The sequence below is a fragment of the Kocuria sp. CPCC 205263 genome, from assembly GCF_040981075.1.
Classification (GTDB): domain Bacteria; phylum Actinomycetota; class Actinomycetes; order Actinomycetales; family Micrococcaceae; genus Kocuria; species Kocuria rosea.
Window position 1 is genome coordinate 23,135 of the sequence record NZ_JAVKPV010000008.1, and the last position, 25,582, is coordinate 48,716.

The window sequence follows — 25,582 nt, forward strand, 5'->3', positions numbered from 1 at the left end:
GACCAGATCCTGATTCCGGGATCAGCAGGGCTTGAAGAACTTCCCGCCCGGGGCGTAGCAGCGCGGCCCGGTGTAGCCGGGGATGTCGGCGTAGTAGCCGGGCGGGGCCTGGTTGACGATGTTGGCACCCGGGTTCGGGGCGGGCTTCGGTGCTGGCGCAGGGGCGGGTGCGGGTCTCGGTGCGGGAGCTGGAACGGGTGCCGGGTTCGGCGCCGGCGCGGGCGCGACCGCCCGACGCGTGGCGTCGGCCGCTGCCTGCCGCGCCGCTTCCGCCTGGCGGTCGAGCTCGGCCTGCCGGGCGGACTCCGCCTGACGTGCCGCGTCGGCCTCCGCCTGCCGGCGCTGGTCCTCGGCCGCCCTGCGTTTCGCCGCCTTCGCCTCCGCCTGCCGGCGCTGCTCCGCGGCACGCTCCTGGAGGGCGGCGACGTCCTGGCGGACGCCCGAGATCCCGCTCGTGAGCGACGGCAGCCCGACCAGATGACGGATGTGCGGGTGCGCGCCGCCGTCGACCGCGTCGAGTGCCGCCAGGAACGCGACGGCGGCCGCGACCTCCCCGGCCGCATCGGCGAGCTCCGCCGGCGCGGCGTCGGCGAGCGCGCTCGTCGCCTCCTGGAGCTGCGCCGGGATGGTGCAGCCCTGGGCCGGGTCGAGCAGTCCGGCCTGCTGCTCCTCGGCCTCGGCGAAGGCCTCCTCGACGGGCGGCAGGAACCGGCCGTTCGGCGCGATGTAGAGCGGTGTGCCCAGGCCCTGGCGGGCGATCTCGGCGTTGACCAGCGTGCCGTCCTTCAGGAAGACCCCGGCCAGGGTGCGGTCGTAGCGGTCGGTGCGCTCCTGGTCGTACTCCAGGCCCACCACGGTGCCCGGCGGCAGGAGCTCCTCCAGCAGCGCGGTCGCCTCCGGGCCAAGGCACTCGACGACTTTGTTCGGGTCCTTGGTCTCCGGGGTGTCGATATTGAGCAGCCGCACCCGCACCACCTCGCCGTCCCGCTGGACGTCGACGGTGTCGCCGTCGATCACCCGCTCCACCACGGCGCGCTCTCCGCGCAGTTCCGGGGCGGCGGAGGTCTCGTTGGAGGCGGCATTCGACGACGCCGTCGTGTCGCTGGAGACCGCCGACCCGCCGCAACCGGTCAGGAGCAGGAGGACGAGCGCGGAGGCGCTCAGGCGCAGAGAAGCGGGAGAGGGGGCCACGGGAGTCCTGTCAGGAAAGCGTCAGTTCCCCTCCAGCTTATGGATGCATCTGCAACCACCGAGGAGGCTGGTGTCCCCAGTTCTGCGGCAACGGGCTCAGTACAGATAGTCCGGGGCCGGCGCGAGGCCGAAGAACTCCTCCATGGTGTCGGTGTCCAGCTTCGGGCCCTTCGAGGCCGTCTGCTCGGCCTTCAGCCGCATCTCGTCCGCCAGCTCAGGACCGACGTAGCGCAGGTGCCACGGTTCGTACTTGTAGCCGGTGACGTCCTGCTCGTCCTTGGGGTAGCGGATGATGAACCCGTACTTGTAGGCGTGGTCAGCCACCCAGGCCCCGACCGGGGTGCCCTCGAAACAGTCCTGCAGCGCGCACGCGCCGGAGGAATTGCCCACGTCCATGGCCAGCCCGGTCTGGTGCTCGCTGTGCCCGGGCCGGGCGGCGATGGTGTCGGCGGTCTCCTGCCCGTACTGCTGCACGTAGCTGTTGTAAAGGCTGGCCTGGTGGTCGTAGGAGCGGTATCCGCTGATCGTCACGATGTTCACCCGGTCCGCCTTGGCCGCCTTGACCATCTGCTGATAGGCCTGGGCGGCGTCGGTGCGCAGCTGCTCCGTCTTGATCCGGGTCAGGGGTTTCGGTACATAACTGGGCGGGTCCAGCGGTCGGTGCTTGTTCACCACCACCGTCGGACTCCACGCCGAGTCGATGTCGTAGGTCGTCGTCGTCCCGCCCGCGACTGCCGTGGGTGCCGCGAACCCTACCGTCAGAGCGGCCACGGTTGCTGCACCGCTGAGTCGGCCAAGAAATCGCATCATGTCCACGCCCCCACGTGTTCGGAAAAGACCAGCGTCAGCCTAGCCACGGCCCGTCACCGCGCGGGCTGTGTGACGGGGAAAGTCCGGCCTGCAGCGTCAGGGCCGTGTGCCTGCCGCGCCGGCCCACTCTGTGCAAAAGTAAACACACTCCGTCGATGCGGTGCCTTCGCTGATGGTCAGCGAGACATCCCCTCCGCCCCTGTTCGAAAGCTGACGACCATGCCGCCCTCCGCCGATCCTGCGCCCCCGCCGCCCATCCGCACCACGGGGTTCGCCGCCTTCCGGCTGCTCGAGCCGCCGCCGGAGCCCAGGGCCCCGGTGCAGGAATCCAGTCTGGCGAACCGGCGAGCCGGGCAGGCGGTGATGGTCGAGACGCTGCGGATCCATGACGGAGATCCGCCCCGGTCGTGGTGGCGACGTCTGGTCGGAGCCAGCCCGCTCAGTGCTGACAGCCGGCCCTGGTACCAGGGGGCGCTGGGGGAGATCGCGGTCGGGCAGATCCTCGGCCGCCTGGGCCCGGAGTGGACGGTGCTCCACGCCGTTCCGGTCGGCGCCGGGGTCTCGGACATCGACCACGTGCTGATCGGCCCGTCCGGGGTGTTCACGCTCAACACGAAGAACCACGCGGGCAGAAATGTCTGGATCGGCGAGCGCGCGATTCTGATCGACGGGCACAAGCAGCACTACCTGCCCCACGCCCGGCACGAGGCAGCGCGTGCCGGCAGGCGGTTGAGCGCCGCGGTAGCGGAGCCGGTCTCAGTCACCCCGGTGCTGGTGCTGATCGAGCCGGGAAAGCTGACGATCAAACAACGTCCTGCCGACGTCAAGATCGTCACCGATCGTGAGCTGCTGCGCTGGTTGAAGCGCCGTCGTCCCGTCCTGGCTCCTGAGCGGGTCGCCCAGATCGTTGCTGCAGCCGTGGCTCCGGGGACCTGGCACCACCATCCCGCGCCGCCCGAGGACCCGGTCGTGCTGCAGGAGCGCTTCGCGGAGCTGCGGCACACCGTGCGGAGCGCGCGACGCCGGCGCGGGCTGTGGGGCCTTGGGTTGATGTTCGGGGGTGGTGCCGCCGCTGTCAGCTACGGCTCGGACCTCCTGGCGGCAGTACTCCACGTCGGACTCTCCTGAGGGGCGGAAGGACTGCGGTCAGGGGCGCAGCACAGCCCGGGCAAAAGAGCGTCCTTCCGGCCTTCGTGCGGACAGCAGAGCCGAGGGCCATCCTCTCGACCCGGTCCCACCGACGATAGGTCTCGGTGCCTTGGCGAAGAGCCGTCTCCCCCTCTTGCCGGTGACTGTTCCGGAGCGCACAGTTGGTGCATGACGACGACGAAGCCGTTGTTCGTGGTGGCCGTGGTGATCGCGGCCCTGGCCCAGCTGGTGGTCGGATTCTTCTACATGGTCAGCGGTCTGATGGCTCCGCTGTGGGCCATCGTGCTCCTGAGCGTGTGGTGGGTGCTCCTGACCTACGTCGGGGTGCGACTGGTGCAGCGCCGGTCCTACCTGGTGCTCCTGGTCCCCGTGGTGGCCGTCGCGACGTGGTTCGGCGTCATGACGTTCGGGGAATCGGTCCTCGGCTGGACTCCCTGAGCCCCCGGGCTCTGGTTCCGAGTCACCGGCATCCGCGAGTTCCAGGAGACGGACCATGCTCCTCCGCAGCTTCCGCACCGACGATCTCGAGGCCCTGGTCGACCTCACCGTCCGCGCCTTCGAGCCCATTCAGCACGGCATCCGGGACCAGCTGGGGCACGAGCTATTCGCCCGGCAGAACGGCAACTGGCGCCAGGACTACCGCGACACCCTGGGAGATCTGACGATGGCGGAGAACCGGCATCGGTTCCTGGTCGCCGACCTCGACGGCGCACCCGCCGGCTATGCCGCCTGGACCACCCACCCTGGCCCGGCGGGGCCCCAGGGGGAGATCACGCTGCTCGCCGTCGACCCTCGGCATCAGGGCTCTGGTCTCGGCCGCGCCCTGATCGACGGAGCCTGCGAGGCGATGCGGGCGGCGGGGTGCGTCGTCGCCTGGGCGGGCACCGGCGGGGACGAGGCGCACGCCGCCGCCCGTGCCGCCTACGCGGCCGGGGGGTTCACGCCGCTGCCCACGGTTTTTTACAGCCGGCTGCTGTAGCGCCTGTCGGGGCGCTGCCCTCGTCCGGCATGAGGCGCTGGACCTGCCTGCCGGACGAGGACACCTCCCAGTCGCACTTCACGAGCAGGTTGCGGGCCCGGACAGGGGCCGTGCGTTCCTCGGGATGTCGTCAGCCACGGCGGCCTGCCGGCCCGACGACGGGGCGACGACGTTCGACGGTCTCGCCGCGTGATCGGCGTCCACGCGCGGGGCCACGTCGCCCAGGAAGGCCAGGCTGCGCCGCAGCGTGTGGATCCAGCCGTCCCACCCGAGATTGCGCCACGGCACCCGCTCCTCCGGGGGTGCGGCCAGGCGGCCGATCACTGTGTACACCGACAGCACGGCGGCTGCGGCCAGCACCAGGAACACGAACGAGATCATGATGAGCTCCTTGCCTGCGGTGTGCCGGCTGATCCGGCTCACTCTCACGCTGACAAGCCTCGTCGGCCGAAGTCTCTCGCACGAGTGGCAGAAATGACTACCTGCGGTAATTTTCTGCCAAATCTGTCGGCGCTCTGCCGCCGAGTCCCGGATGAGTGGAACGCTTGCTCGAGACCGCGGCCATGACGGAGCTCGTCGGCCGCGCTCTCGCGGCCGAGGGGCTCAACAGGCGGTGCTCAGGCGGTGGTCGCGAAGCGGCGGCGGTACTGCTGCGGGCTGAGCCTGCGGATCCGGGTGAAGTGGTGGCGCAGTGTGGCCGCGTTGCCGAAGCCCACGTCCGCGGCGATGCGCTCGACGGGCAGGTCGGTCTCCTCGAGGAGCTGCTCGGCCCGGTGCAGACGCCGCGCGGTGATCCAGGCGTGCGGCGTCGTGCCCGTCTCGTCGCGGAAGCGGCGGGCGAAGGTGCGCGGTGACATGGCGGCGCGCCGGGCCAGGGCGTCGACGTCGAGCGGCTCATCGAGGTGTCCCACGATCCAGGTGAGCAGCGGGTCCAGCGTCTCGGCCCGGCGCTCGGGGACCGGGTCCTTGATGAACTGGGCCTGCCCGCCCTGGCGCTGCGGCGGCACGACCATGCGCCGTGCCACGGTGTTGGCGGCCGCCGAGCCGAACTCCTGGCGCCACAGGTGGAGGCAGGCGTCGAGGCCCGCCGCGGTGCCGGCGCTGGTGAGGATGCTGCCGTCCTCTACGTAGAGGACCTCGGGCACCACCTGCGCGGCGGGGAACCGCTCGGCCAGCTCCGCGGTGTGCATCCAGTGCGTGGTGCAGCGTCGGCCGTCGAGCAGGCCGGCGGCTCCCAGGACGAAGGCGCCCGAGCAGATGGACAGGAGCCGGGCGCCACGGTCGTGGGCCGTGCGCAGCGCGTGGATCACCTCCTCCGGGACCGGGATGTCCCGGGACATCGCCGGGAGGACCACGAGATCCGCCTCGGCCACCCGGTCGAGGCCGTGCTGGACCGCTATCTCGAAGCCGGCGATCGTGCGGACCGGCCGCCCGTCGGGGCTGCACACGGCGAAGTTCATGACCGGCAGGCCGTCGCCCGAGCGGTCGATCGCCCAGGCCTCGCAGGCCACCCCGAGCTCGAAGGGGGAGACCTCGTCGAACACGATGACGGCCACGTTGCTGATCATGGGTCCATGCTCCCAGCGGACCGGCAGGAAGTCGACGACAGTATGAAAAGTGACAGTCGCGGCAGGGCGGGCACACGAGGAGAATCGAGGCCAGCAGCACCGAGGCGCGGACGACGGGAAGAGGGCGGTGGGCCATGGAGAGCACAGGCGAGGGCGAGCACCGGAAGGTGGCGGTCCTGGGGGCGACCGGGCAGCTGGGCGCACGGGTGGTGACACAGCTGCGCGAGCGCGGCCTCGACGTCGTCGAGGTCTCGCGCGGGCAGGGCGTCGACGTCTGTTCCGGTGACGGCCTGGACGCCGCGTTCGAGGGGGTCTCCACCGTGGTGGACTGCCTCCACTTGGCGACACTGTCCCGCAAGCGCGCCGTCGACTTCTTCACCACCACCGCACGCAACGTGGTGGCGGCGGCACAGCGGGCAGGGGTGTCCCGGATCGTGTGCGTCACGATCCTCAACGCCCGGGACCCCGAGGTGCACCGGTGGATGGGCTACTACGCGGGCAAGGCCGCCCAGGAGCAGACCTATCGGGCCGGACCCGTCCCGGTCACGTTCGTGGCCTCGGCGCAGTGGTACGAACTGGCCGAGACCCTGCTGTCGCAGCTGCGCATCGGCCCGCTCTCCGCCGTGCCCGGGATGCGCTCCCGGCCGCTGGCCGCGAACGAGGCCGCCGCGTTCGTCGCCGACCGTGCCCTGGAGCCCGGCGGCTCCGGGACCTCCGACGACGCCGTCATCGCGGGGCCCGAGGTCCGCGACATGGCGGAGCTGGCCCGTGCGATGGACCTCCACCGTGGAGGACGCCGGAAGGTTCTCCGGGTGCCGGTGCCGTTCACCGCTCTCGGCAACGGTGGCCTGCTGCCTCGTGCGGACTACACGACCGCTCCGACCCAGTTCGAGGACTGGCTCCGCGGCACCCCGTGAGGGACGGCCGGCCCTGCTGCTACCCGATCGGTGACGGCGGTCGTTGCCCGCCGAGCACGGCGAGCACGTTGTCGGCGGCGAGCACCGCCATTGCGGTGCGCGTCTCCACGGTGGCGGAGCCCAGATGCGGTACCAGCACCACGTTGTCGAGCTCCAACAGCTCGGGATGCACCCGGGGCTCGTGCTCGTAGACGTCCAGTCCGGCGCCCGCGATCCGGCCCTCGCGCAGTGCGGCCGCGAGCGCCGCTTCGTCGACGATCGGGCCGCGCGCGGTGTTGACGAGGTACGCCGAGTCCTTCATCGCCGTTAGCTGCTCGGCGCCGATCAGGTGATGCGTGGCGGGCCCATAAGGACAGTGCAGCGACACGACGTCGGAGACGGCCAGCAGCTCGTCGAGGTCGACCCGTCGGGCGCCCAGCTCGGCGGCGATCCCGGGATCGCACTCACTGCGCGACTGGTAGACGACCTCCATGCCGAAGGCCTTGGCACGGCGCGCGGTCGCCTGGCCGATGCCGCCCATGCCCACGACGCCGAGGGTCCTGCCCTGCAGGCCGCTGCCGAGCAGAAAGAACATGCCCCACTTCCAGGCCTGGCCGGAGCGGATGAGCCGTTCCCCCTCGCCGAGCCGGCGAGTCGCCATGAGGATGAGGCCGAAGGCGATGTCGGCCGTGGCGTCCGTGAGGACACCGGGGGTGTTGGTGGCCACGACGCCCCGCTCGGTGCAGGCGGGCACGTCGATGTTGTCGTAGCCGACGGCGACGTTCGCGACCACCTTCAGCTGCGGGCCGGCGGCGTCGAGCAGCTCGGCGTCGATGCGCTCGGTGAGCAGACTCACCACGGCATCCGCCCCGGTCACCCGGCGCAGGAGCTCCTCGCGGCCGATCGGCTCCGGATCCGGCCAGGCGTCGACGTCGTGCTCGGCGCGGAGCTTCTCGATCGCGGCGTCGGGCACCCGTCCCGTGACAAGGACCCGGCTCATGCCGTCTCGATCCACTCGCGCAGGCGGCCGAGGCCGTCGCGGATGTCGGCGACGTCGATGCCCGAGTAGGCGAGCCGGATGTACTGCCGATCCTCGTCGGGCTGGCGCCGGCCGAAGTGCTCCCGCGTGCAGAAGGAGACGCCGGTCTGGTGCAGCGCTGCCGTGGCGAAGTCACCGACTGCCGTGTAGCCCATGCTCTCCATGGTCTGGGTGACGTCGGGGAACAGGTAGAACGTCGACTGCGGCACGGCCACGTGCATGCCGGAGATGGCGTTCACGAGCTCACAGGCGGCATCCCGGCGCTCGCGCAGGATGTCGAGCGTCTGCTGCACGGGTTCCTGGGGGCCGCGGAGCGCTTCGATGCCGGCCCACTGCACGTAGTGCGTGGTGCACGACTCGTCGTTGGTGTTGAGCGTGCCGAGCACCGTGGCGATCTCTGGCGGCGCGACGGCGCAGCCGAGGCGGGAGCCGGTCATGGCGAACTTCTTGCTGAACGTGTAGAGGATGACGGTGCGATCGGCCATGCCGGGGAGTGACGCGATCGAGTTCGAGACCCCCTCGTAGCGCGTCTCGAAGTAGGCTTCGTCGGAGAGCACCCAAAGATCGTGCTCCTGGGCGAGCTGCGCGACGGCCTCGCGCTCGGCCGCCGTCGACTCGGCCGAGATGGGGTTCTGCAGGTCGTTGTAGATGATGGCGACCGTGCTCGGGGTGATCGACGCGCGCACCTGGTCGAGGTCGATCGCGAAGCCGTCCTCCGTGGGGAGATAGCGGTACGGCACGGCCGTGCCCCCGAGGTACTCGATCTGCGACTCGTAGATCGGGAAACCGGGATTCGGGTAGAGCACCTCCTCGCCGGGGTTCATGACCGCCTGCAGGAACTTCGTGATGACGGGCTTGCCGCCCGTCATCACGACGATGCTCTCGGCGCTGAGGTCGATGCCACGGCGCGAGCCGATGTCCTCGGCGAGGGCCTCGCGCAGCTGCGGGATGCCGGGGCCGGGGCAGTAGCCCGTGTGACCGTCGGCGATGGCCCGGTCCATCGCCTCGATGATGTGCGGGGCCGTCGGGATGTTGATGTCGCCGAGGTGAAAGGGGTACACACGGTTCCCCTTCGCCGTCCAGGCGGCCGCGGCCTGGGCGACGCTGAAGGCGGTCTCGGTGCCCAGCCGTTCGAGCCGGTGCGCGAGTTGGCGCATGCTGTCCCACTCCTCGTCGAGTTGGCGATCGATCCTCCAGCGGATCCGGGTCGAGCCTACGAGCCATGCATCTGGCTGGGAAGGGTGATCCGCCGATGGACTTTCACCGTGAGCAGGGCCGTGTGATCGTGATCATCGGCAACGCTGCATGTGCCGGAGCGGAAGTGCGGACTATAAGGGTTCGACGCGGCGCGGTCCCCGGTCCCATCCTGACGGAGCCGCGGTCCGTCAGCCGGCGGCGTCGAGCAGGTCATCCAGGACCCGGTCGAGGCGGGCCACGAGAGACAGATGCCCCTCGTGCTCCAGCAGGTGCGCCCGGGCGCCCGGCACGTGCGCGGCGAGCCACTTCCCGTGGGCGAGGGGGACGGTACAGTCCTTCCGACCGTGCCAGATCCGTGCCGGCACGGCGACTCGCTCCACGTTGAATCCCCACGGGCGGTTTACCGCCAGGTCGTCGTCGCGCCAGCCCACGACGCCCTGGCGCAGGGCGCGCTCGGCCGTGTCCAGCACGTACCCGGCGAAGTCCCCGGTCATCACCGCCTGGTCCACGGGCGGGAGCATCGCGCGCAGGAGTGCCACGACGTCGTTCCCGGGTGCCGAGGCCGCAGCGCTCATGATCTCCATGCGCTCCTCAAGGTAGGCCTCGAGCGCGCTGCGCCCCTTCCGGGCAGCGGTGAACTCCGCCGCGCTGTCCTCGTCCATCCCGGCGACCGGATCCAGCCTCGCCACGCGCGGCGGGGCGTAGCCGGCGAGGGAGGCGACCGCGCGGCACCGATCGGGCAGCAGCGCAGCGCAGGCCAGGGCGCGGGGAGCGCCACTGGACCAGCCGAGAGTGAGGAAGTCCGTCATTTCCAGCTCGTCCAGGAGGAACGAGGTGTCGGCCACGGCACCGGCGACCGTGCCGGGGGCCTTCTCCTCCGGGAGCGGGTCCGAGGCGCCGTATCCGGGGCGCGAGACGGTGGCCACGCGCAGCCCGCGGTCCGCGGCCGCGCGCTCGAGCGGCCCGAACAGGACCGCGGCACCGGGAGCCCCGTGGTGGAAGACCACCGGCAGGCCTCCGGGCGGACCGGTGAGCCGGAACTCCAGGCTGCGTCCGTCCGGTGTGGTGACGCTGCGGTTGCCGTGGTCCTCCGGCTGCGCGCTCATGCGTTCCCCCGCTGTCCGTGGGCCGCTCTCGTGCATCTGTGGCGGCCGGGTGACTCCACGCTAGGGCGCCGCGGCACCCAGGGCCAGGCGACGACGGCGTGTGACCGCCTGCCTCTCCCCGCGGGGCTCGAGGGCTCCGACAGAACCCGTCACGAGACCGTCACGGTTGCAGGGAGCCCATATGGGAGGGGGAGTGCGGTTCCCGCCGGGACGGCCGGGAACCGCACTCCCCGCTCACGTGCGTGGAGTCAGCGCACGCGGAGATAGACGGGACCGGAGCCGACGTTGACGGTCTGGATGACCGTCTGGTTGCCGTTCCAACCGCCGTGGACGGCCTTGCCGCCGCCGATGTACACGGCGATGTGGGCGAAGCCCATGCCGCCATTGGCGTAGTAGACCAGGTCACCGGGCTGGGCCTGGGCGGCGGAGACCCGGGTGCCAAGCTTCAGGTAGGAGGCCGGCCACCCATGGTGGTTGATCCCGGCCGCGCGCAGGGACTTGGTGACCAGGGCGGTGCAGTCCTGGCCCACACCCAGCTGGTTCTTGGCCGCAGCAGCGATGGTCGCGGCCTTGCCGGACTGGGACTGGATGCTGACGAGCTGCTGGGGGGCTGCGGCGGGGGCGGCCTGGGCCGGGGCCACGCTGCTGAGCGCCAGGGCGCCGCCGGCGACCGCCAGGATCGCGGTGCGTCCGAGGCGGAACGAGCTCTGGGCGCGGTGGCGGGGCGTGCGGGACTGGAAAATGGGCATGAGTGATGTCCTCCCTCTTGCCTGCGAGGTGAGCTGTCGGATGCGGGTGGGAGACACCCGGTCGTCAGGATGGGGGCCCTGACGACTTAACCCCTAGGTCCCGGGGGAGGGACCGTTCATGGTTCCCCCGCTTCTGCCGAGCGATGTGTTCTGGGGGCCTCGAGCACCGGCAGAATTCGGCGATGTGCACGAGGGTGCCGATCAATGGGGGAATCGGCACGGAGAGAACACTAATCGAAGAATAACGGGAAAGTCTCGTTTTGATCACGGGCGTGTCTCGGTTCTTGTGCCAGTTCAGCAGTGCACCTTCACACCCAGACGAGGTTGCCGGTTGAGGGGCGCCGCTGGAGATCCCCGGAGAGGCTCAGTTCGAGACGAAAGTGGTCTTGACCTGGGGCTCTGCCCGGGTCGTTCTGACGGGCAAGCGTGCCCTCCCTGGAGCCGCGTGCCGGGTGGCGCCACCCGTGTCATGGCGCGACCGTTTGCCGGGAAAGGTCTGCGGAGCATTAGATCCCGACGGGATCGGCCCCTTCCTCAAGGGTCGGGACAAACCTTCTCCACCGATAATCCCCATTGTTGTCCCGGGAATTCGCAAAAGAAAGAAATGCGATTGCGGCGCGTCGGTCTCGTTCTCCTGCCGTCCCACGAGCATCAGGCTGCTGATGGGGGGATGTGCCCCGAAGCCCCGGACTGCCCGCATGCGGAGGGCTCCGGTGCCGCAGCCCCGGAGCCCTCCATCCGGTCGTTCAACCGGTCAGGCGACGCTGAAGCCCTCGTACTGCCGGGAGGCGACCTCGTCGCACTTGGCGCGGTAGGCGCCGACCCCGCCCACGTAGGGCATGAACACCCGCGGCTTGCCGGGCACGTTCGCGCCCAGATACCAGGAGTTCGCCTGCGGGAACAGGGTCATGTCCGCGGCGTCGTTGACGTGCTGCACCCACGCGTCCTCCGCCTCGGGAGAGGCCTCGGAGCGGATGAGGCCCTGGTCCTCGAGGTAGCGGATGTGGTCGGTGATCCAGTCGACGTGCTGCTCGATCGAGGTCACCATGTTGCTGAGCACCGACGGGCTGCCGGGACCGGTGACCAGGAACAGGTTCGGGAACCCGGCGGTGGCCAGCCCGAGGTAGGTCCGCGGGCCGGCGGCCCACTTCTCGGCCAGGGAAAGCCCCTCGGTGCCCCGGATGTCGATCCGGTTGAGGGCCCCGGTCATGGCGTCGAAGCCGGTGGCGAAGACGATCGCGTCGACCTCGTACTCCTGCTCCGTGGTGCTCAGCCCCCGCTCGGTCAGCTGGGTGATGGGCGCGGACCGGACGTCGACCAGGGAGACGTTCTCCCGGTTGAATGTCGTGTAGTAGTCGGTGTCCACGCAGATCCGCTTGGTGCCCACGGGGTGGTCGTACGGCTTCAGCAGCTCCGCGACCTCGGGGTCCTCGACGATCTCGTCGATGCGCTCGCGGATGTACTGGGCCACGACGTCGTTGGCCTCCTTGCTGATCGCCAGGTCCGAGAAGCACTGCCCGAGGCGGAACCCGCCCAGCGTCCAGTGCTCCTCCATGACCTTGCGCTGCTCCTCCGGGTCGGTCTCCAGTGCGGAGGCGGTGCTGGGCGGGAACGGCAACCCGGTCGGGGTCTGTCGGGCGATCTCCCGGATCCGCGGGTAGTCGGCCTTGATCTGCGCCCACTCCTGCGGGTCCAGCGGCTGGTTGCGCGCCGGGACGCTGAAGTTCGGGGTGCGCTGGAAGACCGTGAGGTGCTCGGCCTGCCGGGCGATCTCGGGGATCGACTGGATGCCCGAGGATCCGGTGCCGATCACCGCGACGCGCTTTCCGATGAAGTCCACGCCCTCGTGCGGCCAGGAGCCGGTGTGGTAGACCTCCCCGGCGAAGTCGGTCAGGCCCTCGAGGTCCGGCACGCGCCCGGCCGAGAGGCAGCCGGTGGCCATGATGCAGTACCGGGCGCTGACCGTCTCCTCGGTGCCGTCCGCGGTCGAGCGGGTGGTGACGGCCCACCGTGCCACGGCGTCGTCGTAGACGGCGGAGACCACCTCGGTGTCCAGCTGAATGTCGCGGCGCAGGTCGAAGCGGTCGGCCACGTGGTTGAGGTAGCGCAGGATCTCGGGCTGGGTGGGGTAGCGCTCGGTCCACTCCCACTCCTGCTCCAGCTCCCGGGAGAAGGAGTAGGAGTAGTAGGGGCTCTCCACGTCGCACCGGGCCCCGGGGTAGCGGTTCCAGTACCACGTGCCGCCCACGCCGTCGCCCTTCTCGACGACGGCCACGGACCGTCCCTGCTCGCGCAGGCGGTGGAGGAGGTAGAGGCCGGAGAACCCGGCGCCGACGACGACGACGTCCAGCTCGCGCACCGTGCTCATCGCTCGCCCGCCTCCTCCAGCTCGGCCTCGACGTCCGAGGCGACCGACTCCACCACGAAGTCCAGGGCCTCGGCGCTGGCCGGCAGCACGTTGACCATGGAGAAGAAGCCGTGCATCTGGCCCTCCCAGCGGCGCTGGTGGACCTCCACCCCCGCCTCCTGCAGCTTCTCGGCGTAGGCCTCGCCCTCGTCCCGCAGCACGTCGTGGGCGGCGGTGATGACCAGCGCCGGCGGCAGCCCGGAGAGGTCCTCCGCGTGGAACGGTGCGGCGTCCGGGTGCCGGCGCTGCTCGGCGTCGGGCACGTACTGGTCCCAGAACCAGGACATGAACTCGGTGGTCAGCAGCGTCTGGTTCTCCTCCTCGGTGTAGGAGGGGCGGGTGAAGTCGGCATCGGTGACCGGGTAGATCAGCACCTGCTTGGCGATCGCCGGTCCGCCGTTCTCGCGCGCCCGCAGGGCCATGACGGCCGAGAGGTTGCCGCCGGCGCTGTCCCCGCCGACGTAGAGCGGGACCTGCGCCCCGGCGATCTCCGCCAGGTGCTCGCCTGCCCAGGTCAGGGCGGTCCAGGAGTCCTCCACCGCGGCGGGGAAGGGGTGCTCCGGGGCCTTGCGGTAGTCCACGAGGACGACGGCGCAGCCCGACTTCTCGGCCAGCTGCCGGCCCAGGGTGTCGTAGCCGTCGATGTCCTGCAGCACCCAGCCGCCGCCGTGGAGGTAGACGAACACGCCGGCCGGGGACTCCCGCGGCACGTGCACCCGGACGCGGAAGCTGCCGCCGTCGGAGGCGTCCAGGACGTGGTCCTCGGTGCGGTGCATCTCGGGGCCCGTCCCGAACATCTCGTTCATTGCGGCGGCGGTGGCGCGGGCCTCGGCGGGGCTCATCTGCCACATGGGCTTGGCGTCGGGCCCGGCGGCCTCGGCGGAGGCGGCCAGGAAGGCGAGGGTGGCGTGGTCCAGGGACATGTTGGTCTCCTCATCGACGGAACGATTCCGGCACCGCTCGTGCTGAGTGATGCAGGTCACATGACCGTAGACTGCACAATGCATTGTTTCTAGAGGGTGGCCGAATGTTTCTCGCGTCCGGGTGGCTACGCTGGGGGCAGCACCGGCCGGCCGCCTGTTGTCGAGGCACCAGCGGCGACGTTCGGACCGGCCAGACGGAGGGACACGGAACTGTGGCGTTCGAGATGCCGGCCACCCGGCGGGAGGCGGTCGCGGAGCACCTGCGGGAGGAGATCCTCTCCGGTGCGCTCGCTCCCGGCACCCCGATCCGTGACGCCGAAATCGCGGCCCGCCTCGACGTGAGCATCACCCCGGTGCGCGAGGCCATCACCGAGCTCATCGGCGAGGGCCTGGTGGTCAGCACCGCCAACAAGCGCCGGCACGTCGCCGTGCTCACCCAGCGGCAGGCGATCGAGCTGATGGACGTGCTCGGGGTCGTCACCGTGGCCGCGCTCGAGCGCGCTGTGCCCCACCTCGACGACGGCCGGCTCGACGCGCTCGGCGACACCGTCACCCGCTTCACCCAAGAGGTGGGGCAGTACCACGTCGAGGAGTCCCGCACCGGCCTGATCGACGCCGTGCGGGTGCTGCTGGCGGCCGCCGACAACGACGAGCTGACCGCCATGGCGGAGCAGGTCATGCTGCGCTCGCTGCGGCGGATCACGCTCTACCCCTCAGGCCACCTGGTGCCGCTGTGGGTCGAGGGCTGGCAGGACATGCTGCAGCTGCTGCGTGAGGGCGCCGGTCCGGAGGCGGTGGCCCGGCTGCGGGCGTTCTTCACGGAGCTGACCACCCGGATGCGGGAGGACCGGCCGCTGGACGCGACGGTGGGGCCGGCGCCGCAGGGGTGAGCCACGGCTGTGGTTCTTGCGCATCGACGCGCCGGAGCCTGCGACGCCGCCTGGAAGGTCGGCCCATTGTGCTCCGTGTCCGTCCGAAGAGGCTTCGGCGCGTCAGAGGGATTCCCGGATCAGCAACAGCCGGTGGTCACTGGAGCTCCCACGTGCCGCAGCGCTTGGTCTCGAAGTCCTGTCCCTCGGCCAGGGTCACGGACGGCCGGCCGCCGCCGGGGATGTCGTTGGCGATGATGTCGTCCCCGTTGGTGCCGGAGGTCAGGATGGCCCAGTAGCAGCTCGACCCCACGTCTTCCGTTGAGCGGTACGTGCCGGGAGCGATGTCCACTCCGACGGTCCATGTGCCCTCGCGGATGGTGTTGTCCGCCTTCTTCTGCTCCGCTCCGGAGACAGCGTTTTCGCGCTCCTTGACGGCGTCTTCCGCCTCCTTGATGTCGCCCTCGCGTTCTTCGAGTGCCTTCTCGGCAGCGGTGATCTCGTCCTCGCGCTTCTGGAGCTCCGTGTGCCGGTCCTGGAGACCGGAGGACATCGTGTCGTAGTCCTCCTGGAGCGACTCGTGGTCCTCCTCGACGCCCGTCTTGGCGGAGGCCAGGGCGACGTACTCGTCACTAGAGGTGGGATCCGAGGCCACGGCGCCTCCGATGCCCAGACCTCCTGCGAAGAGCGCGACGCCGGCCACCCCCATGACGATCGACTTGGTCCTGCTCTTCTGTCGTTCCGGGGCGGACGACCGGGCCGGCGACTGTGGCCTGTCACGCCGGAATGACGTCGTGGCGCGCATCCAGGCGCCGGCGAGTGCCGCGCCGGAGCGCCGGGAGCTGGGACGGTCCGTGCTGCCCACCTCATGTGCCGCTTCCGGATCACTGGCCGGCAGGGGCTGGGTCAGGGGCTCGTTCCCTCCCGCACCAGCATTGGCCTGGGCGTCGTCGACCCAGAACTGCCAACCGTCCGGTGCCGGACCCCACGCGGGGTCGGGGGACCACCCCGGGTGGGGAGTCCAGCCTTCCGGGGGCTGCGGCCAGGTCGGGGGAGCGTTGAAGCGCATGGTGACATCCAGGGGGTCGAGCGGAGGTTGCAGGCACAAACGTAACGGGGAGGGGGTGCCCTTTCTTACCGAGCGGTCACAATGCAGAAATGTGCGGTCTGAAGCGCTGGATGCCGAGCCCGGGAGGATCGGCCATCTCCGGGTGGTTGCCGTGGAAGGTCATCCTCGTCCCGTCTGCAATGGACCCGTCACCGACGTCCTTTCATCCACCGGACGACGGTGACGATCAGCCAGGCGACGAACACGAGCGGAGCGATCAGCCAGGAGATTCCGACGACGGCAGCCCAGACGGACTCCGGCACCCCGACGAGGCTCAGCAATGCGCCGACGATTGTCATGCCGACGATCAGGAGCAGGATGATCGACCACATCACAACGTGGAACGCCCAGCGACGTTGCGGCTTCACCTGAGGTGACGGCTCTGCAGGCAGCGGAGGGTCCCACGGCTGCCGCGGGCGGACGGACAGCGGGGGGTCCCAGGGCTGTCGGGGTGGTGCGGCGTACGGCGTCGAGGAGGGCGCTGCGGAATCCGGCCGGGGCGGAGCCTCCACCCTCGGCACCGCGTGGGGTTCGACGGTCCAGGCCTCAGCAGGCGCCCGGTCCTCCGCGGTCGACACGGACATGCCGGGCTGCTCCGGGGCGGCCTGCGGTTCCGGCGGGGCCGTGGCCGGTTCCGGAGGGATGGAGCTGACAGGAGTCGCGTCGTCGAGCACTGCGGGCGGGTCGACGTCGTCCTCGACCGGCACGCCGGTCTCTGCCCGTTCCAGCAGATCCCGGAGCTCCGGTTCCCCGATCACGGCGATGCGCTGGCCCTCCCGGATGCGCTCGGCGGCCTTCTTCTCCTTGCCCGTGGCACCGGTCAGGGGTGGATTCCGGACGCCAGCACCGGCGCCGATCACCAGGCACGTGATCTTCTTCGTGAGGCTCTGCGCAACGACGGCACCGGCCCCGCGCATACGCTCCTGAATCTCTTCACGAGTTCCGAAGGAGAGATCCCCGGTGATCAGCACGACCTCGGTCTCGAGGGTGGTCGGTGTGGGAACGGTGGGATCGGCGAGAGACGGGCCGGTGGCCGGCCGCTCCACGGACGTGCGGAACACCGACTCCGGGGCCCGCCGGGAACCCTCCGAACGTGCGTGCGACGAGCCAGTGGTGGAGCGGCGCGGCGCTCGTTGCCAGAGTTCGTCCACGGTGGACGCGCCGGTGCGGCGGGCCAGCTCGACGGTCACCTGCGCCGCGGCCAGGGCATCGGCCTCGGCCTGGTGGTGCGGGAAGTCGTCCAGACCGAGATGGCGCACCACGGTGGGGAGCTTGTGGTCCACCAGGTCGAGATGGCCTCGCGAGAGCTGGAGCGTGCAGTGGAACCGCGGCAGGGGGGACTCCACGCCCGAGGCCCGGTTGGCGGCCCGCCACACGGACTCGTCGAAGGACGCGTTGTGCGCGACGACGGGCAGGTTGGCGCAGAGCCGGTGCAAGCGCTGCGCGGTCTCCGGCCAGGAGAGTCCATCGGCCATGCACTGCTCCCGGGTGATGCCGTGAATGGCGGTGTTCCTCCGCTCGAAGTGATCCGCCGGCGGTGGAGGTTGGACGAGCCAGGAGTCCGAGGACTGCACCCGGCCGTTCCGGACGACAGCGACGCCCACGGCGCACGCCGATTCCCTCTTGCCGTTGGCCGTCTCGAAGTCCAGGGCCACGAAGTCCAGATCCGGCACGCTACTGCACCTCCTCGATCACCAGGTTGATGCCGTCGTCGGGGTGATACCCCCAGGACGCCTCGAAGTCGTCCCACGTGCCCGTCTGTCGCCCGTCGAGGGCGCGCGTGCTGTCCATGCGGGCGATGACGCTGTCCGAGGCGTCCAGTCCCTGCAGGAGGCACGCCATTTCGAAGACTTCGGCACCGTAGGTGTTGTCCTCGCCGATGGTCTGGATCGATACGCTGTGCCCCTCGTCGCCGATCGTGATGCCTGCGGCGTCCGTCAGCCCGCAGTCCTCGACGGCGGTCTCGATGTCAGTGGATCCGAAGCCCACCTCGGCGCTGCCGGCGTCCGGCGTGATGTCGGAACCCGAAGCGGCAGGCGTGACCGGGGTCGAGGCACCGGCGCCCACCACCACTCCCAGGAGGAGTCCGGCGATCACACCCGTTCCGCCGAAGATCCAGTGTCGGCTGTCGGATGAGACCGCGGACGACCAGAGTTTCTTCAGTAGCGTCAGGAAGGACGATGTCTTTTTTTCTTTCTCTTCCTCGTGGCGGGCGGGGAGGTAGCGGGCTGCGCGTCCTCGACCCAGAACTGCCAGCCGTTGGGTGCGGGACCCCACGCCGGGTCGGGGACCCAGTTCGGCGGAGGTGTCCACTCGGAGGGCGGCTGGGGCCAGTTGGGGGGTGTGTTGAACTTCATGGCGCCATTCACGGACGGGGGATGATTACCTGCGCAAACGTATCTCGGGGCGCGGACGTCGAAGAAAGTTGTCGCGTCACAGGGCGCCTCGCAGACTGGTCACAGAGGGAATCAGACCAGCGCCGACGTTCGGATGTGGGGTGGAGGCGCAGGCGACCGGCCCGCGGGTCACTCGTGCGGGGGACCGCGTGCGTGGGCCTATGCCTCAGTGCTCAACGCCCAGCACCGAATGCGCGATGAGCATGTCGAGGCGCCGGACGTCGACCTTCTTGCCGACCCTGATCTTGATGCGCCCGGCGCGGGTCCAGAGCTCGAGCTCTCCGTCGAGGTCGAAGGTGCCGGCGTTCTCCGACGACCACATGGTGATCCCGGAGTACGGCAGGGAGTACACCTCGACCTTCCGCCCGGTCATGCCCTGAGCGTCGCGGACGATCAGCCGCTTGGTGGTGAAGACGGCGCTGTCGCGGAAGGTCTTGTAGGCGGCCACAGGCTGTTCTCCCGGGACCATGAGTTCGGCGACGTCGCTCGGGATGGGGCACTCGGCCACAAACATCCACTGGGTCACTGCTGCTGTTTCCATGACTGCTCCTGTCGTCCACGGAATCGGGGCCGCCGCAAGACCTTCGACGTCCCCACATCTGTCCATTCACAGTAGTGAATGCAGGCGCATACGATCCAGGCATCTGGTGCAGTGCTTCGGAAGGAGTGCCACGGTGGCTTCACGAGGACAACGGACGACGGCCGGACCGCCGCCGCGTTTCCCGGTGCCGCCGGATGGATACCAGTTGCTCTACACCGTCACCTGCACCAAATGCGGGGCGAAGGAGCCGACGTTCTCACTGGAGGGGCGGTTCCCGCGTCACTGCTCCCCCGTGAACGGCCGGTCCGTCTGTGTGCGCAGCGGTGCCGAGTTCCTGGCCGGGGAGAAGCGGCGAGTGACGTGGCGGGTGGTGCAGAGGGTTGTCGCCCCGGAGGCCACGGGCCGGACCGAGGCACCGTCGACGCTGCGAGCGCCGAGATCAGCGGCGTCGTCCGAGGGCAAGACGCCCGGGCTCAAGACCGATCAGTCCCCGAAAGGTCGAGCGGCCTCGACCGTAACTAGCCGGAAGATGTCCCGCCTCGAAGCGGAACGGCGCTACTACTCCTCGGACGCCGAGGAGGCCAATGAGGCCCGGTACCGCGAGTGGCAGGAGCTGAACACCGGATCGGTCAGTGTTGTCGCGCGGTCGTGCGCGCCGCAGGGAACGGGCCGGCGCCGCTGAGTGCGCCCGGCGGGGCGCCGGGCCGGATGGGCATGACGCGGAAGAGCAGACAGCCACTCGGTGGCGGCCACCACGAGAGCTCTTGTTCGGTGGGGAACGGGTGCCCTGCATCCTGGCCCACTGCTCCACCGGAGCTGCACCCTAGGGATGTTCCTGCCGGACCTGCGCCCACTCCTCGTCCGGTCTACAACAGCGGGGCTCGCCCCGGACCCGGCCGGCCGGCGAAGGCCTGGACGATGTCGAGCCAGGCGTCGGCGTCGGGGCCCTCCGCGACGAGGCTCCCGTCCCGGCGGCGCCGCCGTCGGGTGGCGAGCAAGGCGAAGTCCAGGGCGGGGCCGTGAACGCGCTGAGTCGCGTCGGCCGGTCCCCAGGTCCAGGCTTCGTCCTCGTGGGTGAGCTCGACGCGGAACGGCTCGGCCGGCGGGTCCAGCCGGCGCTGCCGGAAGGCGTAGTCGCGGTTGGCCACGCCCAGGTGGGCGATGTGCCGCAGCCTGGGCGAGGCGACCGGCGGAATGCCGAGGGCGTCGCGGATGTCCTGGCCGTGGGCGAAGGTCTCCATGATCCGGGCGCCGGCCCCCGGCCGTCCCAACCGGTGCGGCTGCGCCTCCAGCTCGGCCAGCCGCTCCGCGACGACGGCGGGAGAGATGCTCCGCGCCGGTCCGCCCGCCGCGGTGGGCGATCCGGTCAGGAGGCCGCGGCCGCGATCTCCCGCGCCACCCGTTTCGCGATCTTCCCGACGTACCCGGTCAGGCCCGGGCGGTGGACGTAGCCGACGAACCGCAGGCCCGGCGTGAGCTCGCGGCCGGTGCCGTCGCGGGGCATGCCATGCTCGTCCAATGCCCCGAGGTCGCCGACGAAGTCCTCCAGGCCGGTCCGGTACCCCGTGGCGGCGATGACGGCGTCGGCGGGCTCGCGCCGGCCGCCGGCCAGGAGCACGCTGTCGCCGTCGAGCCCGACCACCGCGGGAACGCACTCGATCGCCCCGCCGCGGATGTCATGGAGGACCTCCGGGTCGACGACCGCGGGTGTGGCCCCGCGGGCCCGGATCGCGGCCATCACGCCCTCGGTGGGGCGGGGCAGCCCGTAGGCGCTGAGGTCGCCGACCGTCCTGCGCTGGAGGGCGGAGAGCAGGCGGTCCACGAGCGCGTCCGGCAGGTGCAGGAGCAGCGGGACCGGCAGGTCGCCCGGCACGCCGTGGAGCTCCCGCAGGAGGATGTTGGGCGGCGTGCGCACCGCCAGCAGCACCCGTCCGGCGCCGCCGGCCGCGAGCTGGTGGGCGATCTCCATCCCGCTGGTGGCGGCACCGGCGACGACGACCGTGCGGCCCGCGAAGGGGGCGGGGTTGCGGTAGGCCGAGGAGTGCACGACCTCGCCGGAGAACGCGTCCCCGGTGGCCCAGCCCGGCAGCTTCGGCCGGTTGAGGGCGCCGGTGGCGACGACCACGTGCCCGGCGTGCCGCTCGCCGGCCGGGGTGCTGACGCACCAGCCGCCGTCGTCGGGGCGGATCCGGGTGACCTCCACGCCGGTCTCGACCGCCAGGCCCCGGTCGGCGGCGTAGCGCTGCAGGTAGGCGATGTACTGGTCGCGGGTGGGGAACTGGCCGTACTCGCGCGGGAACGGTGCGCCGGGCAGCGCGGAGTGGCGTCGGGAGGTGTTGAACCGCAGGGCGTCGTAGCGCCCCGTCCAGGCGGCACCGGGCTGCGGGCCGCGCTCGAGCACGGTGGCCGGCACGTCCCGGGCGCGCAGCTCCGCGGCGGTGGCCAGGCCGGCCGGGCCGGCGCCGACGACCAGGACGCGGGGAACGGTGTCCATGGTGCTCTCCTTCGGATGAGTGCCTTCTCGTGTCCGACCGGCCAGGAGCCGGGGCTCAGGGCCGGGCCTGGAGGACCATGTTGAACGGGGTGTCCGCCACCCGGCGCACGTCCTGGAAGCCGGCCTCGGTGAGGACGTCCCGCAGCGCCGGCTCGCCCGCCTGGCCGCCGAGCGCGAGCCCCACCGGCTGGGACAGGGAGTTCGGGGTGCACAGGAACGTGGACGCCGCGTAGCCGAGCGGTGCCGCCGGGTTGGCGAGGTTCGCCGCGAGGTCGTCGCCGGCCTGGAGCTCGACGAGCACGAGCGAGCCGCCGGGGGCGAGGGCGCGGCGGGCGTAGGCGGCCGCCCCCACGGGGTCACCGAGGTCGTGGAAGGCGTCGACGAAGATCACGAGGTCGTAGTCGTGGCCCGGGTACTCGTGGCAGTGGGCGACCTCGAAAGCGACCCGGTCCGCCACGCCGGCCGCCGCGGCGCGGGCGCGGGCGATCTCGACCGACGGTCCGTGGGGGTCGAACCCGATGAAGCGGGAACGCGGAAAGGCCTGCGCGAGCAGGATCAGCGGCGCCCCATGGCCGGTGCCCACGTCCGCGACCGTCGCCCCCGCGGCGAGCCGTTCGGCGACGCCGTCGAGCGCCGGCACCCACTCCGTCACCAGGCTGCGCCGGTACTGCGCCGACCAGAAGCGCTCCGTCTGCTCGAAGACCATCGGGTCGTGCTCCCCCCAGGCGATCCCCTCACCCGTGCGGAAGGTCTCCAGCAGGGGATCGACGTCCCGGAACATTCCCGCCGGGAGCAGGCACGCGGCCACCATCCCGTCGTCGGTGAGGACGGCGGCCCACTCCGCGGACAGGGTGAAGGTCCCGTCAGCCGCGTCGTGTCCGAGGATTCCCACGGCGGCCTGCTGGGCCAGCCACTCCCGGACGTACCGTTCGTGCGTGCCGGTGCTCTCGGCCAGCTGCGCCGACGTCATCGGGCCGCCGCCGGCCAGGGCCGTGTAGAGGCCGAGACGGTCGCCGACGAGGATCATCGCCGTGGTCGCGGCCGCGCTGACGAGACCGAAGTACTCCTGGGCGCGCTGCTCCACGAGGTTCTCGGCGTCGGTGGTGGTCATCACGGGCTCCTTTCGTCGTCGGGTCGTGTCCCACGATGCTCCCTGGCCCTGTCACACGCCTTTCATCGCGCGGTCATCGGCGGACAATGGGAGACATGGCACAGGACCCGGTGGAGATCGGCGTCCTGGGGGCGCTCGAGGTCCGGCGCGCCGGGACGCTCGCCGCGCTGCCCGGTGCGCGGCCGCGGGCGGCCCTCGCCGCGCTCATCGTGCACGCCCCGCACCCGGTCTCCGTGGACGCGCTCGTCGCGGCGGTGTGGGGCGATGACGCGGTGCCGGCCCGGCCGCGCGGTGCCGTGCACACCGTGGTGTCCCGGCTGCGCGCGGTCCTGGGTAGGGAGGCCGTGCAGGCGGGGCCGGCGGGCTACTGCCTGGCGCTGCCGGACGGGGCGGTCGACGCCAGCCGCTTCGAGGCGCTCCGCCGCCGGGCCGCCGGATGGCCGCCGGACCAGGCGGCCGGGACGCTCGACGAGGCGCTGGCGCTGTGGCGCGGCCCCGCCTACGCCGAGTTCGCCGACCGCGGCTTCGCGGTGGCCGAGGCCGCGCGGCTGGAGGAGCTGCGGCTGCGGACCGTGGAGGACCGGGCCGTGCTGGCCCTGCAGGCGGGGGCCGTCGACGACGCCGTGTCCGCGCTCGAGGAGCTCGTCGCCGAGCAGCCGCTGCGGGAGCGGGCCCACGGGCTGCTCATGACCGCCCTCTACCGCGCCGGCCGGGCGGCGGAGGCCCTCGACCGGTTCTCCGCGCTGCGCCGCACCCTCACCGGCGAGCTGGGCCTGGACCCCGCACCGGCCCTGCGGGAGCTGCAGCTGCGGATCCTCGGCCACGACCTGCCGGAGGGGCCGTCCTCGTCGCCCGCGCGGCCGGCGCCACCGGTCCGGCCGGTGCCGTCCGCCACGCCGGTGCCGCCCGCCTGGCGGCCGGCCGCGGACGCCTTCGTCGGGCGGGAGGACGACGTCGAGCAGCTGCTGAGGGCCGTGGGCGCGCACCGCCTGGTGTGCGTCACCGGTCCCGGCGGGATCGGCAAGTCCCGGCTCGTCGCCGAGGCCCTGCCCGAACTGTCCCGGCGGCTCGCCCGCCCGGCCGTGGTGGTCGAGCTCGACGACGCCGCCCCCGCGCAGGCGGACGCCCGCGTCGCGGCGGCCCTGGGCCTGGGCGCGGCCGGGGAGCTGCGGACGGCGGTGCTCGAGTACCTCGCGGCCTCCTCGCTCGTCCTCGTTCTCGATGGCTGCGAGCGGGTTCTCGGCGAGGTCCGCGACCTGGCCGAGGCCGTGGGCCGGGCGGCGCCGCGGGTCCACGTCCTGGCGACGAGCCGGCACCGGCTGGAGCTGCCCGCCGAGCAGGTCCTCCCGCTGGCGCCGCTGCTCCTGCCGGACCCGGCGGACGCCCCGGACCGGGCCGCGCTCACCGCCTCCGTGCGGCTGTCCCTCGACCGGCTGCGCCGCGTCCGGCCGACCGCCCCGCTTCCCGCGCCGGTCCTGCGGGACATCGGCGAGCTGTGCCGCCGCCTCGACGGCCTCCCACTGGCCCTGGAACTGGCCGCCGTGCAGGCGGCCACGCTCGGCGTCCGGCCCGTCCTCGAGGGGATCGGGTCGGGGCTGCAGCTCGACGACGAAGCGCACGGGCCGCTGCGGGCCGTCGTCGCCCGGTCATACGCCCTGCTCGGCCCGTCCGACCGCGCGCTGCTCGGCCGGCTGTCCGCGTTCACCGGCACCTTCGACCTCGACGCTGTCGAGCAGGTCGCCCCGGAACTGGGCGAGGCCCGGGTGGGGCTCGCACGGCTCGTCCAGGCCTCGCTGGTGCTGCCCGTGGAGGACGGCGCGGCCACGCGGTACCGGCTGCTCGGGATCATCCGGGCCTTCGCCGCCGAGCGCGCCGACGACGGCACGGCCGTGGCCTTCTGGGCATGGGCGGCCGGGCACGCCGAGCGGTGCGCCCGCGAGGCGGCCGGTCCCGCATGCGGCGCGGCGCTGCGCGGGCTCGAGCTCGCTCGCGGGGACCTGGCCTCCGCCGTCGCCGGTGCCCTCGCGACCGGGCGCCTCGAACCGGCCGCCCGCACCGTCGGCGCCCTCGGTCTGTGCGTGCACTGGGTCCCGGGCCCGGTGCTGTCCGAGCTGGCCCTGCGGGTCGGGGAGCACCCCGGTCTCGACGGGACCGCGGCCGCCGCCCTCGCCCTCGGGGCCGCCGCGCTCGCCGCCGACGAGCGCGGTGAGCCGGCCCGGGCGCGCCGGTTCGGGGCCCGCGCGCTCCGGGCGGCCTCGACGCCGGCCGAGCGGTACCTGGCGCTGGCGGCCCGGGGCATCGCGGCCATGTATGCCGGGGACCGGGGCGAGGCGGCGCGCTGCTGGGGGGACGTCCTGGCGATCCCCGAGCTGCCGGACGCGTACGCGGTCGACGCCCACGCGGTGCGGGCGCTGGCGCACGCGGCGGACGGGGCGGGGCCGGAGGCCGAGGAGCACGCGGCCGCGGCCCGCCGGGCGGCCGAGCGCAGCGGCGCGGCGTCCCGGGTCGCGTTCGCCCTCTACGCGAGCGGGGAGGTGCTGCTGCCCACCGACCCGGAGGCGGCGGCCGACGTCCTGCGGGAGGCCGCGCAGCTGGCCGACGGCGTGCGCGCCGAGCAGGTCTCGGCGGTCGCCCGGGTGGCGCTGCTCTCCGCGCTCACCCGGACCGGGCGGGCGGCGGAGGCCCTGGAGCTGGCGCGCACGCTGCTCGAGCTCCAGCGGCGCGCCGGCCACTGGCCCCAGCTGTGGACCACGCTGCGGATCCTCGCCGAGCTGTTCGCCGCCGCCGGGCGCCCGGACGCGGCCGAGCTGGTCCTCGCCGCCGCCGAGACGGCCGAGTCGGCCCCCGGGCTGGCCGGCCCCGACGTCGAGCGCTACCGGGCGCTGCGGGCCACCGTGCGGGAGGGGCTCGGTGCGGAGCGCGCGCACCGGATCGCCACGCTCGCCCGGCTGCTCCCGCGCACCGAGGTCCTCGACCGCGCTCGGCACGCCGCCGAGGAGCTCAGCTCGCGCCCGTTCCCGGGTCCGGCCGGCATCTCGTAGGAGCGCCG

Annotated in this window: 23 protein-coding genes, 1 pseudogene and 1 riboswitch; of the genes and pseudogenes, 7 read left to right on the forward strand and 17 right to left on the reverse strand. The window is 71.9% G+C overall.

All coding sequences use genetic code 11. The annotated features are described in order from the left end of the window. Nucleotides 1-21: 21 nt before the first annotated feature. The gene (locus tag RF647_RS13585) at nt 22-1,191 is read right to left on the reverse strand and encodes a thermonuclease family protein (RefSeq protein WP_368812172.1); all 1,170 of its coding nucleotides are present in this window, start codon (nt 1,189-1,191) and stop codon (nt 22-24) included. Between the two features lie 96 nt (nt 1,192-1,287). After that, complete coding sequence (locus tag RF647_RS13590; protein WP_368812173.1) at nt 1,288-1,962, reverse strand: M15 family metallopeptidase; 675 nt, start codon at nt 1,960-1,962, stop codon at nt 1,288-1,290. Nucleotides 1,963-2,220: 258 nt separating this feature from the next. Between RF647_RS13590 and RF647_RS13595 the strand changes: the two genes are divergently transcribed. The 3 genes from RF647_RS13595 to RF647_RS13605 all read left to right on the forward strand — a co-directional run bounded on the left by RF647_RS13595 (nt 2,221) and on the right by RF647_RS13605 (nt 4,129). Then, the gene (locus tag RF647_RS13595; protein ID WP_368812174.1) at nt 2,221-3,129 is read left to right on the forward strand and encodes a nuclease-related domain-containing protein; all 909 of its coding nucleotides are present in this window, start codon (nt 2,221-2,223) and stop codon (nt 3,127-3,129) included. 189 nt (nt 3,130-3,318) lie between these two features. Beyond that, nucleotides 3,319-3,588 (forward strand): hypothetical protein, encoded by a 270-nt coding sequence (locus tag RF647_RS13600; protein ID WP_368812175.1) that lies wholly within the window; start codon nt 3,319-3,321, stop codon nt 3,586-3,588. Nucleotides 3,589-3,643: 55 nt separating this feature from the next. Then, the gene (locus RF647_RS13605; RefSeq protein WP_368812176.1) at nt 3,644-4,129 is read left to right on the forward strand and encodes a GNAT family N-acetyltransferase; all 486 of its coding nucleotides are present in this window, start codon (nt 3,644-3,646) and stop codon (nt 4,127-4,129) included. Nucleotides 4,130-4,207: 78 nt separating this feature from the next. Here RF647_RS13605 and RF647_RS13610 read toward each other — a convergent pair whose 3' ends face one another. Together RF647_RS13610 and RF647_RS13615 are read right to left on the reverse strand one after the other, a co-directional pair. After that, nucleotides 4,208-4,510 carry a hypothetical protein gene (locus RF647_RS13610; protein WP_368812177.1) on the reverse strand — a complete coding sequence of 101 codons (303 nt, stop codon included), beginning with the start codon at nt 4,508-4,510 and terminating at the stop codon, nt 4,208-4,210. A gap of 236 nt (nt 4,511-4,746) precedes the next feature. Next, a complete protein-coding gene (locus RF647_RS13615; RefSeq protein ID WP_368812178.1) occupies nt 4,747-5,697 on the reverse strand; it encodes a helix-turn-helix domain-containing protein in 951 nt (316 codons plus the stop codon). Nucleotides 5,698-5,831: 134 nt separating this feature from the next. Here RF647_RS13615 and RF647_RS13620 point away from each other — a divergent pair, with 134 nt between their 5' ends. Continuing rightward, complete coding sequence (locus tag RF647_RS13620; RefSeq protein ID WP_368812179.1) at nt 5,832-6,614, forward strand: SDR family oxidoreductase; 783 nt, start codon at nt 5,832-5,834, stop codon at nt 6,612-6,614. Between the two features lie 19 nt (nt 6,615-6,633). Here RF647_RS13620 and RF647_RS13625 read toward each other — a convergent pair whose 3' ends face one another. The 6 genes and pseudogenes from RF647_RS13625 to RF647_RS13650 all read right to left on the reverse strand — a co-directional run bounded on the left by RF647_RS13625 (nt 6,634) and on the right by RF647_RS13650 (nt 14,014). After that, nucleotides 6,634-7,593 (reverse strand): 2-hydroxyacid dehydrogenase, encoded by a 960-nt coding sequence (locus RF647_RS13625; protein ID WP_368812180.1) that lies wholly within the window; start codon nt 7,591-7,593, stop codon nt 6,634-6,636. Further along, complete coding sequence (locus RF647_RS13630; protein WP_368812181.1) at nt 7,590-8,789, reverse strand: pyridoxal phosphate-dependent aminotransferase; 1,200 nt, start codon at nt 8,787-8,789, stop codon at nt 7,590-7,592. The genes RF647_RS13625 and RF647_RS13630 overlap by 4 nt, the downstream gene beginning before the upstream one ends. Before the next feature lie 228 nt (nt 8,790-9,017). Next, complete coding sequence (locus RF647_RS13635; RefSeq protein ID WP_368812182.1) at nt 9,018-9,935, reverse strand: alpha/beta fold hydrolase; 918 nt, start codon at nt 9,933-9,935, stop codon at nt 9,018-9,020. 248 nt (nt 9,936-10,183) lie between these two features. Beyond that, nucleotides 10,184-10,591 (reverse strand): annotated as a pseudogene (locus tag RF647_RS13640) (NlpC/P60 family protein); the annotation flags it as partial. 98 nt (nt 10,592-10,689) lie between these two features. Further along, nucleotides 10,690-10,876: riboswitch (cyclic di-AMP (ydaO/yuaA leader) on the reverse strand. A gap of 562 nt (nt 10,877-11,438) precedes the next feature. After that, nucleotides 11,439-13,052: a flavin-containing monooxygenase gene (locus tag RF647_RS13645; RefSeq protein ID WP_368812183.1), complete on the reverse strand. Its 1,614-nt coding sequence runs from the start codon at nt 13,050-13,052 to the stop codon at nt 11,439-11,441. Further along, nucleotides 13,049-14,014 carry an alpha/beta hydrolase gene (locus tag RF647_RS13650; RefSeq protein WP_368812184.1) on the reverse strand — a complete coding sequence of 322 codons (966 nt, stop codon included), beginning with the start codon at nt 14,012-14,014 and terminating at the stop codon, nt 13,049-13,051. Before RF647_RS13650 ends, RF647_RS13645 begins: the two co-directional genes overlap by 4 nt. 212 nt (nt 14,015-14,226) lie before the next feature. Here RF647_RS13650 and RF647_RS13655 point away from each other — a divergent pair, with 212 nt between their 5' ends. Next, nucleotides 14,227-14,904 carry a GntR family transcriptional regulator gene (locus RF647_RS13655; protein WP_368812185.1) on the forward strand — a complete coding sequence of 226 codons (678 nt, stop codon included), beginning with the start codon at nt 14,227-14,229 and terminating at the stop codon, nt 14,902-14,904. 136 nt (nt 14,905-15,040) lie between these two features. Here the strand turns inward: RF647_RS13655 and RF647_RS13660 are convergent, their stop codons facing one another. The 4 genes from RF647_RS13660 to RF647_RS13675 form a co-directional block, all read right to left on the reverse strand. Continuing rightward, nucleotides 15,041-15,586: a hypothetical protein gene (locus RF647_RS13660; RefSeq protein ID WP_368812186.1), complete on the reverse strand. Its 546-nt coding sequence runs from the start codon at nt 15,584-15,586 to the stop codon at nt 15,041-15,043. Between the two features lie 554 nt (nt 15,587-16,140). Beyond that, complete coding sequence (locus RF647_RS13665; protein WP_368812187.1) at nt 16,141-17,664, reverse strand: exonuclease domain-containing protein; 1,524 nt, start codon at nt 17,662-17,664, stop codon at nt 16,141-16,143. 1 nt (nt 17,665) lies between these two features. Next, on the reverse strand, nt 17,666-18,304 hold the full coding sequence (locus RF647_RS13670) for a hypothetical protein (RefSeq protein WP_368812188.1): 639 nt from the start codon (nt 18,302-18,304) through the stop codon (nt 17,666-17,668). Between the two features lie 249 nt (nt 18,305-18,553). After that, a complete protein-coding gene (locus tag RF647_RS13675) occupies nt 18,554-18,928 on the reverse strand; it encodes a PH domain-containing protein (protein WP_368812189.1) in 375 nt (124 codons plus the stop codon). A 133-nt stretch (nt 18,929-19,061) separates the two neighbouring features. Here RF647_RS13675 and RF647_RS13680 point away from each other — a divergent pair, with 133 nt between their 5' ends. After that, on the forward strand, nt 19,062-19,610 hold the full coding sequence (locus RF647_RS13680) for a hypothetical protein (RefSeq protein WP_368812190.1): 549 nt from the start codon (nt 19,062-19,064) through the stop codon (nt 19,608-19,610). Between the two features lie 184 nt (nt 19,611-19,794). On the opposite strand, the gene RF647_RS13685 is transcribed toward RF647_RS13680, so the two are convergent. The 3 genes from RF647_RS13685 to RF647_RS13695 are packed head-to-tail and all read right to left on the reverse strand — an operon-like array spanning nt 19,795 to nt 22,533. Continuing rightward, the gene (locus RF647_RS13685) at nt 19,795-20,298 is read right to left on the reverse strand and encodes a maleylpyruvate isomerase family mycothiol-dependent enzyme (RefSeq protein ID WP_368812278.1); all 504 of its coding nucleotides are present in this window, start codon (nt 20,296-20,298) and stop codon (nt 19,795-19,797) included. Beyond that, nucleotides 20,295-21,422 (reverse strand): flavin-containing monooxygenase, encoded by a 1,128-nt coding sequence (locus tag RF647_RS13690; RefSeq protein WP_368812191.1) that lies wholly within the window; start codon nt 21,420-21,422, stop codon nt 20,295-20,297. The genes RF647_RS13685 and RF647_RS13690 overlap by 4 nt, the downstream gene beginning before the upstream one ends. A gap of 55 nt (nt 21,423-21,477) precedes the next feature. Further along, nucleotides 21,478-22,533: a methyltransferase domain-containing protein gene (locus RF647_RS13695; RefSeq protein ID WP_368812192.1), complete on the reverse strand. Its 1,056-nt coding sequence runs from the start codon at nt 22,531-22,533 to the stop codon at nt 21,478-21,480. A 95-nt stretch (nt 22,534-22,628) separates the two neighbouring features. Between RF647_RS13695 and RF647_RS13700 the strand changes: the two genes are divergently transcribed. Then, nucleotides 22,629-25,574 (forward strand): BTAD domain-containing putative transcriptional regulator, encoded by a 2,946-nt coding sequence (locus RF647_RS13700; protein WP_368812193.1) that lies wholly within the window; start codon nt 22,629-22,631, stop codon nt 25,572-25,574. Nucleotides 25,575-25,582 lie beyond the last annotated feature (8 nt).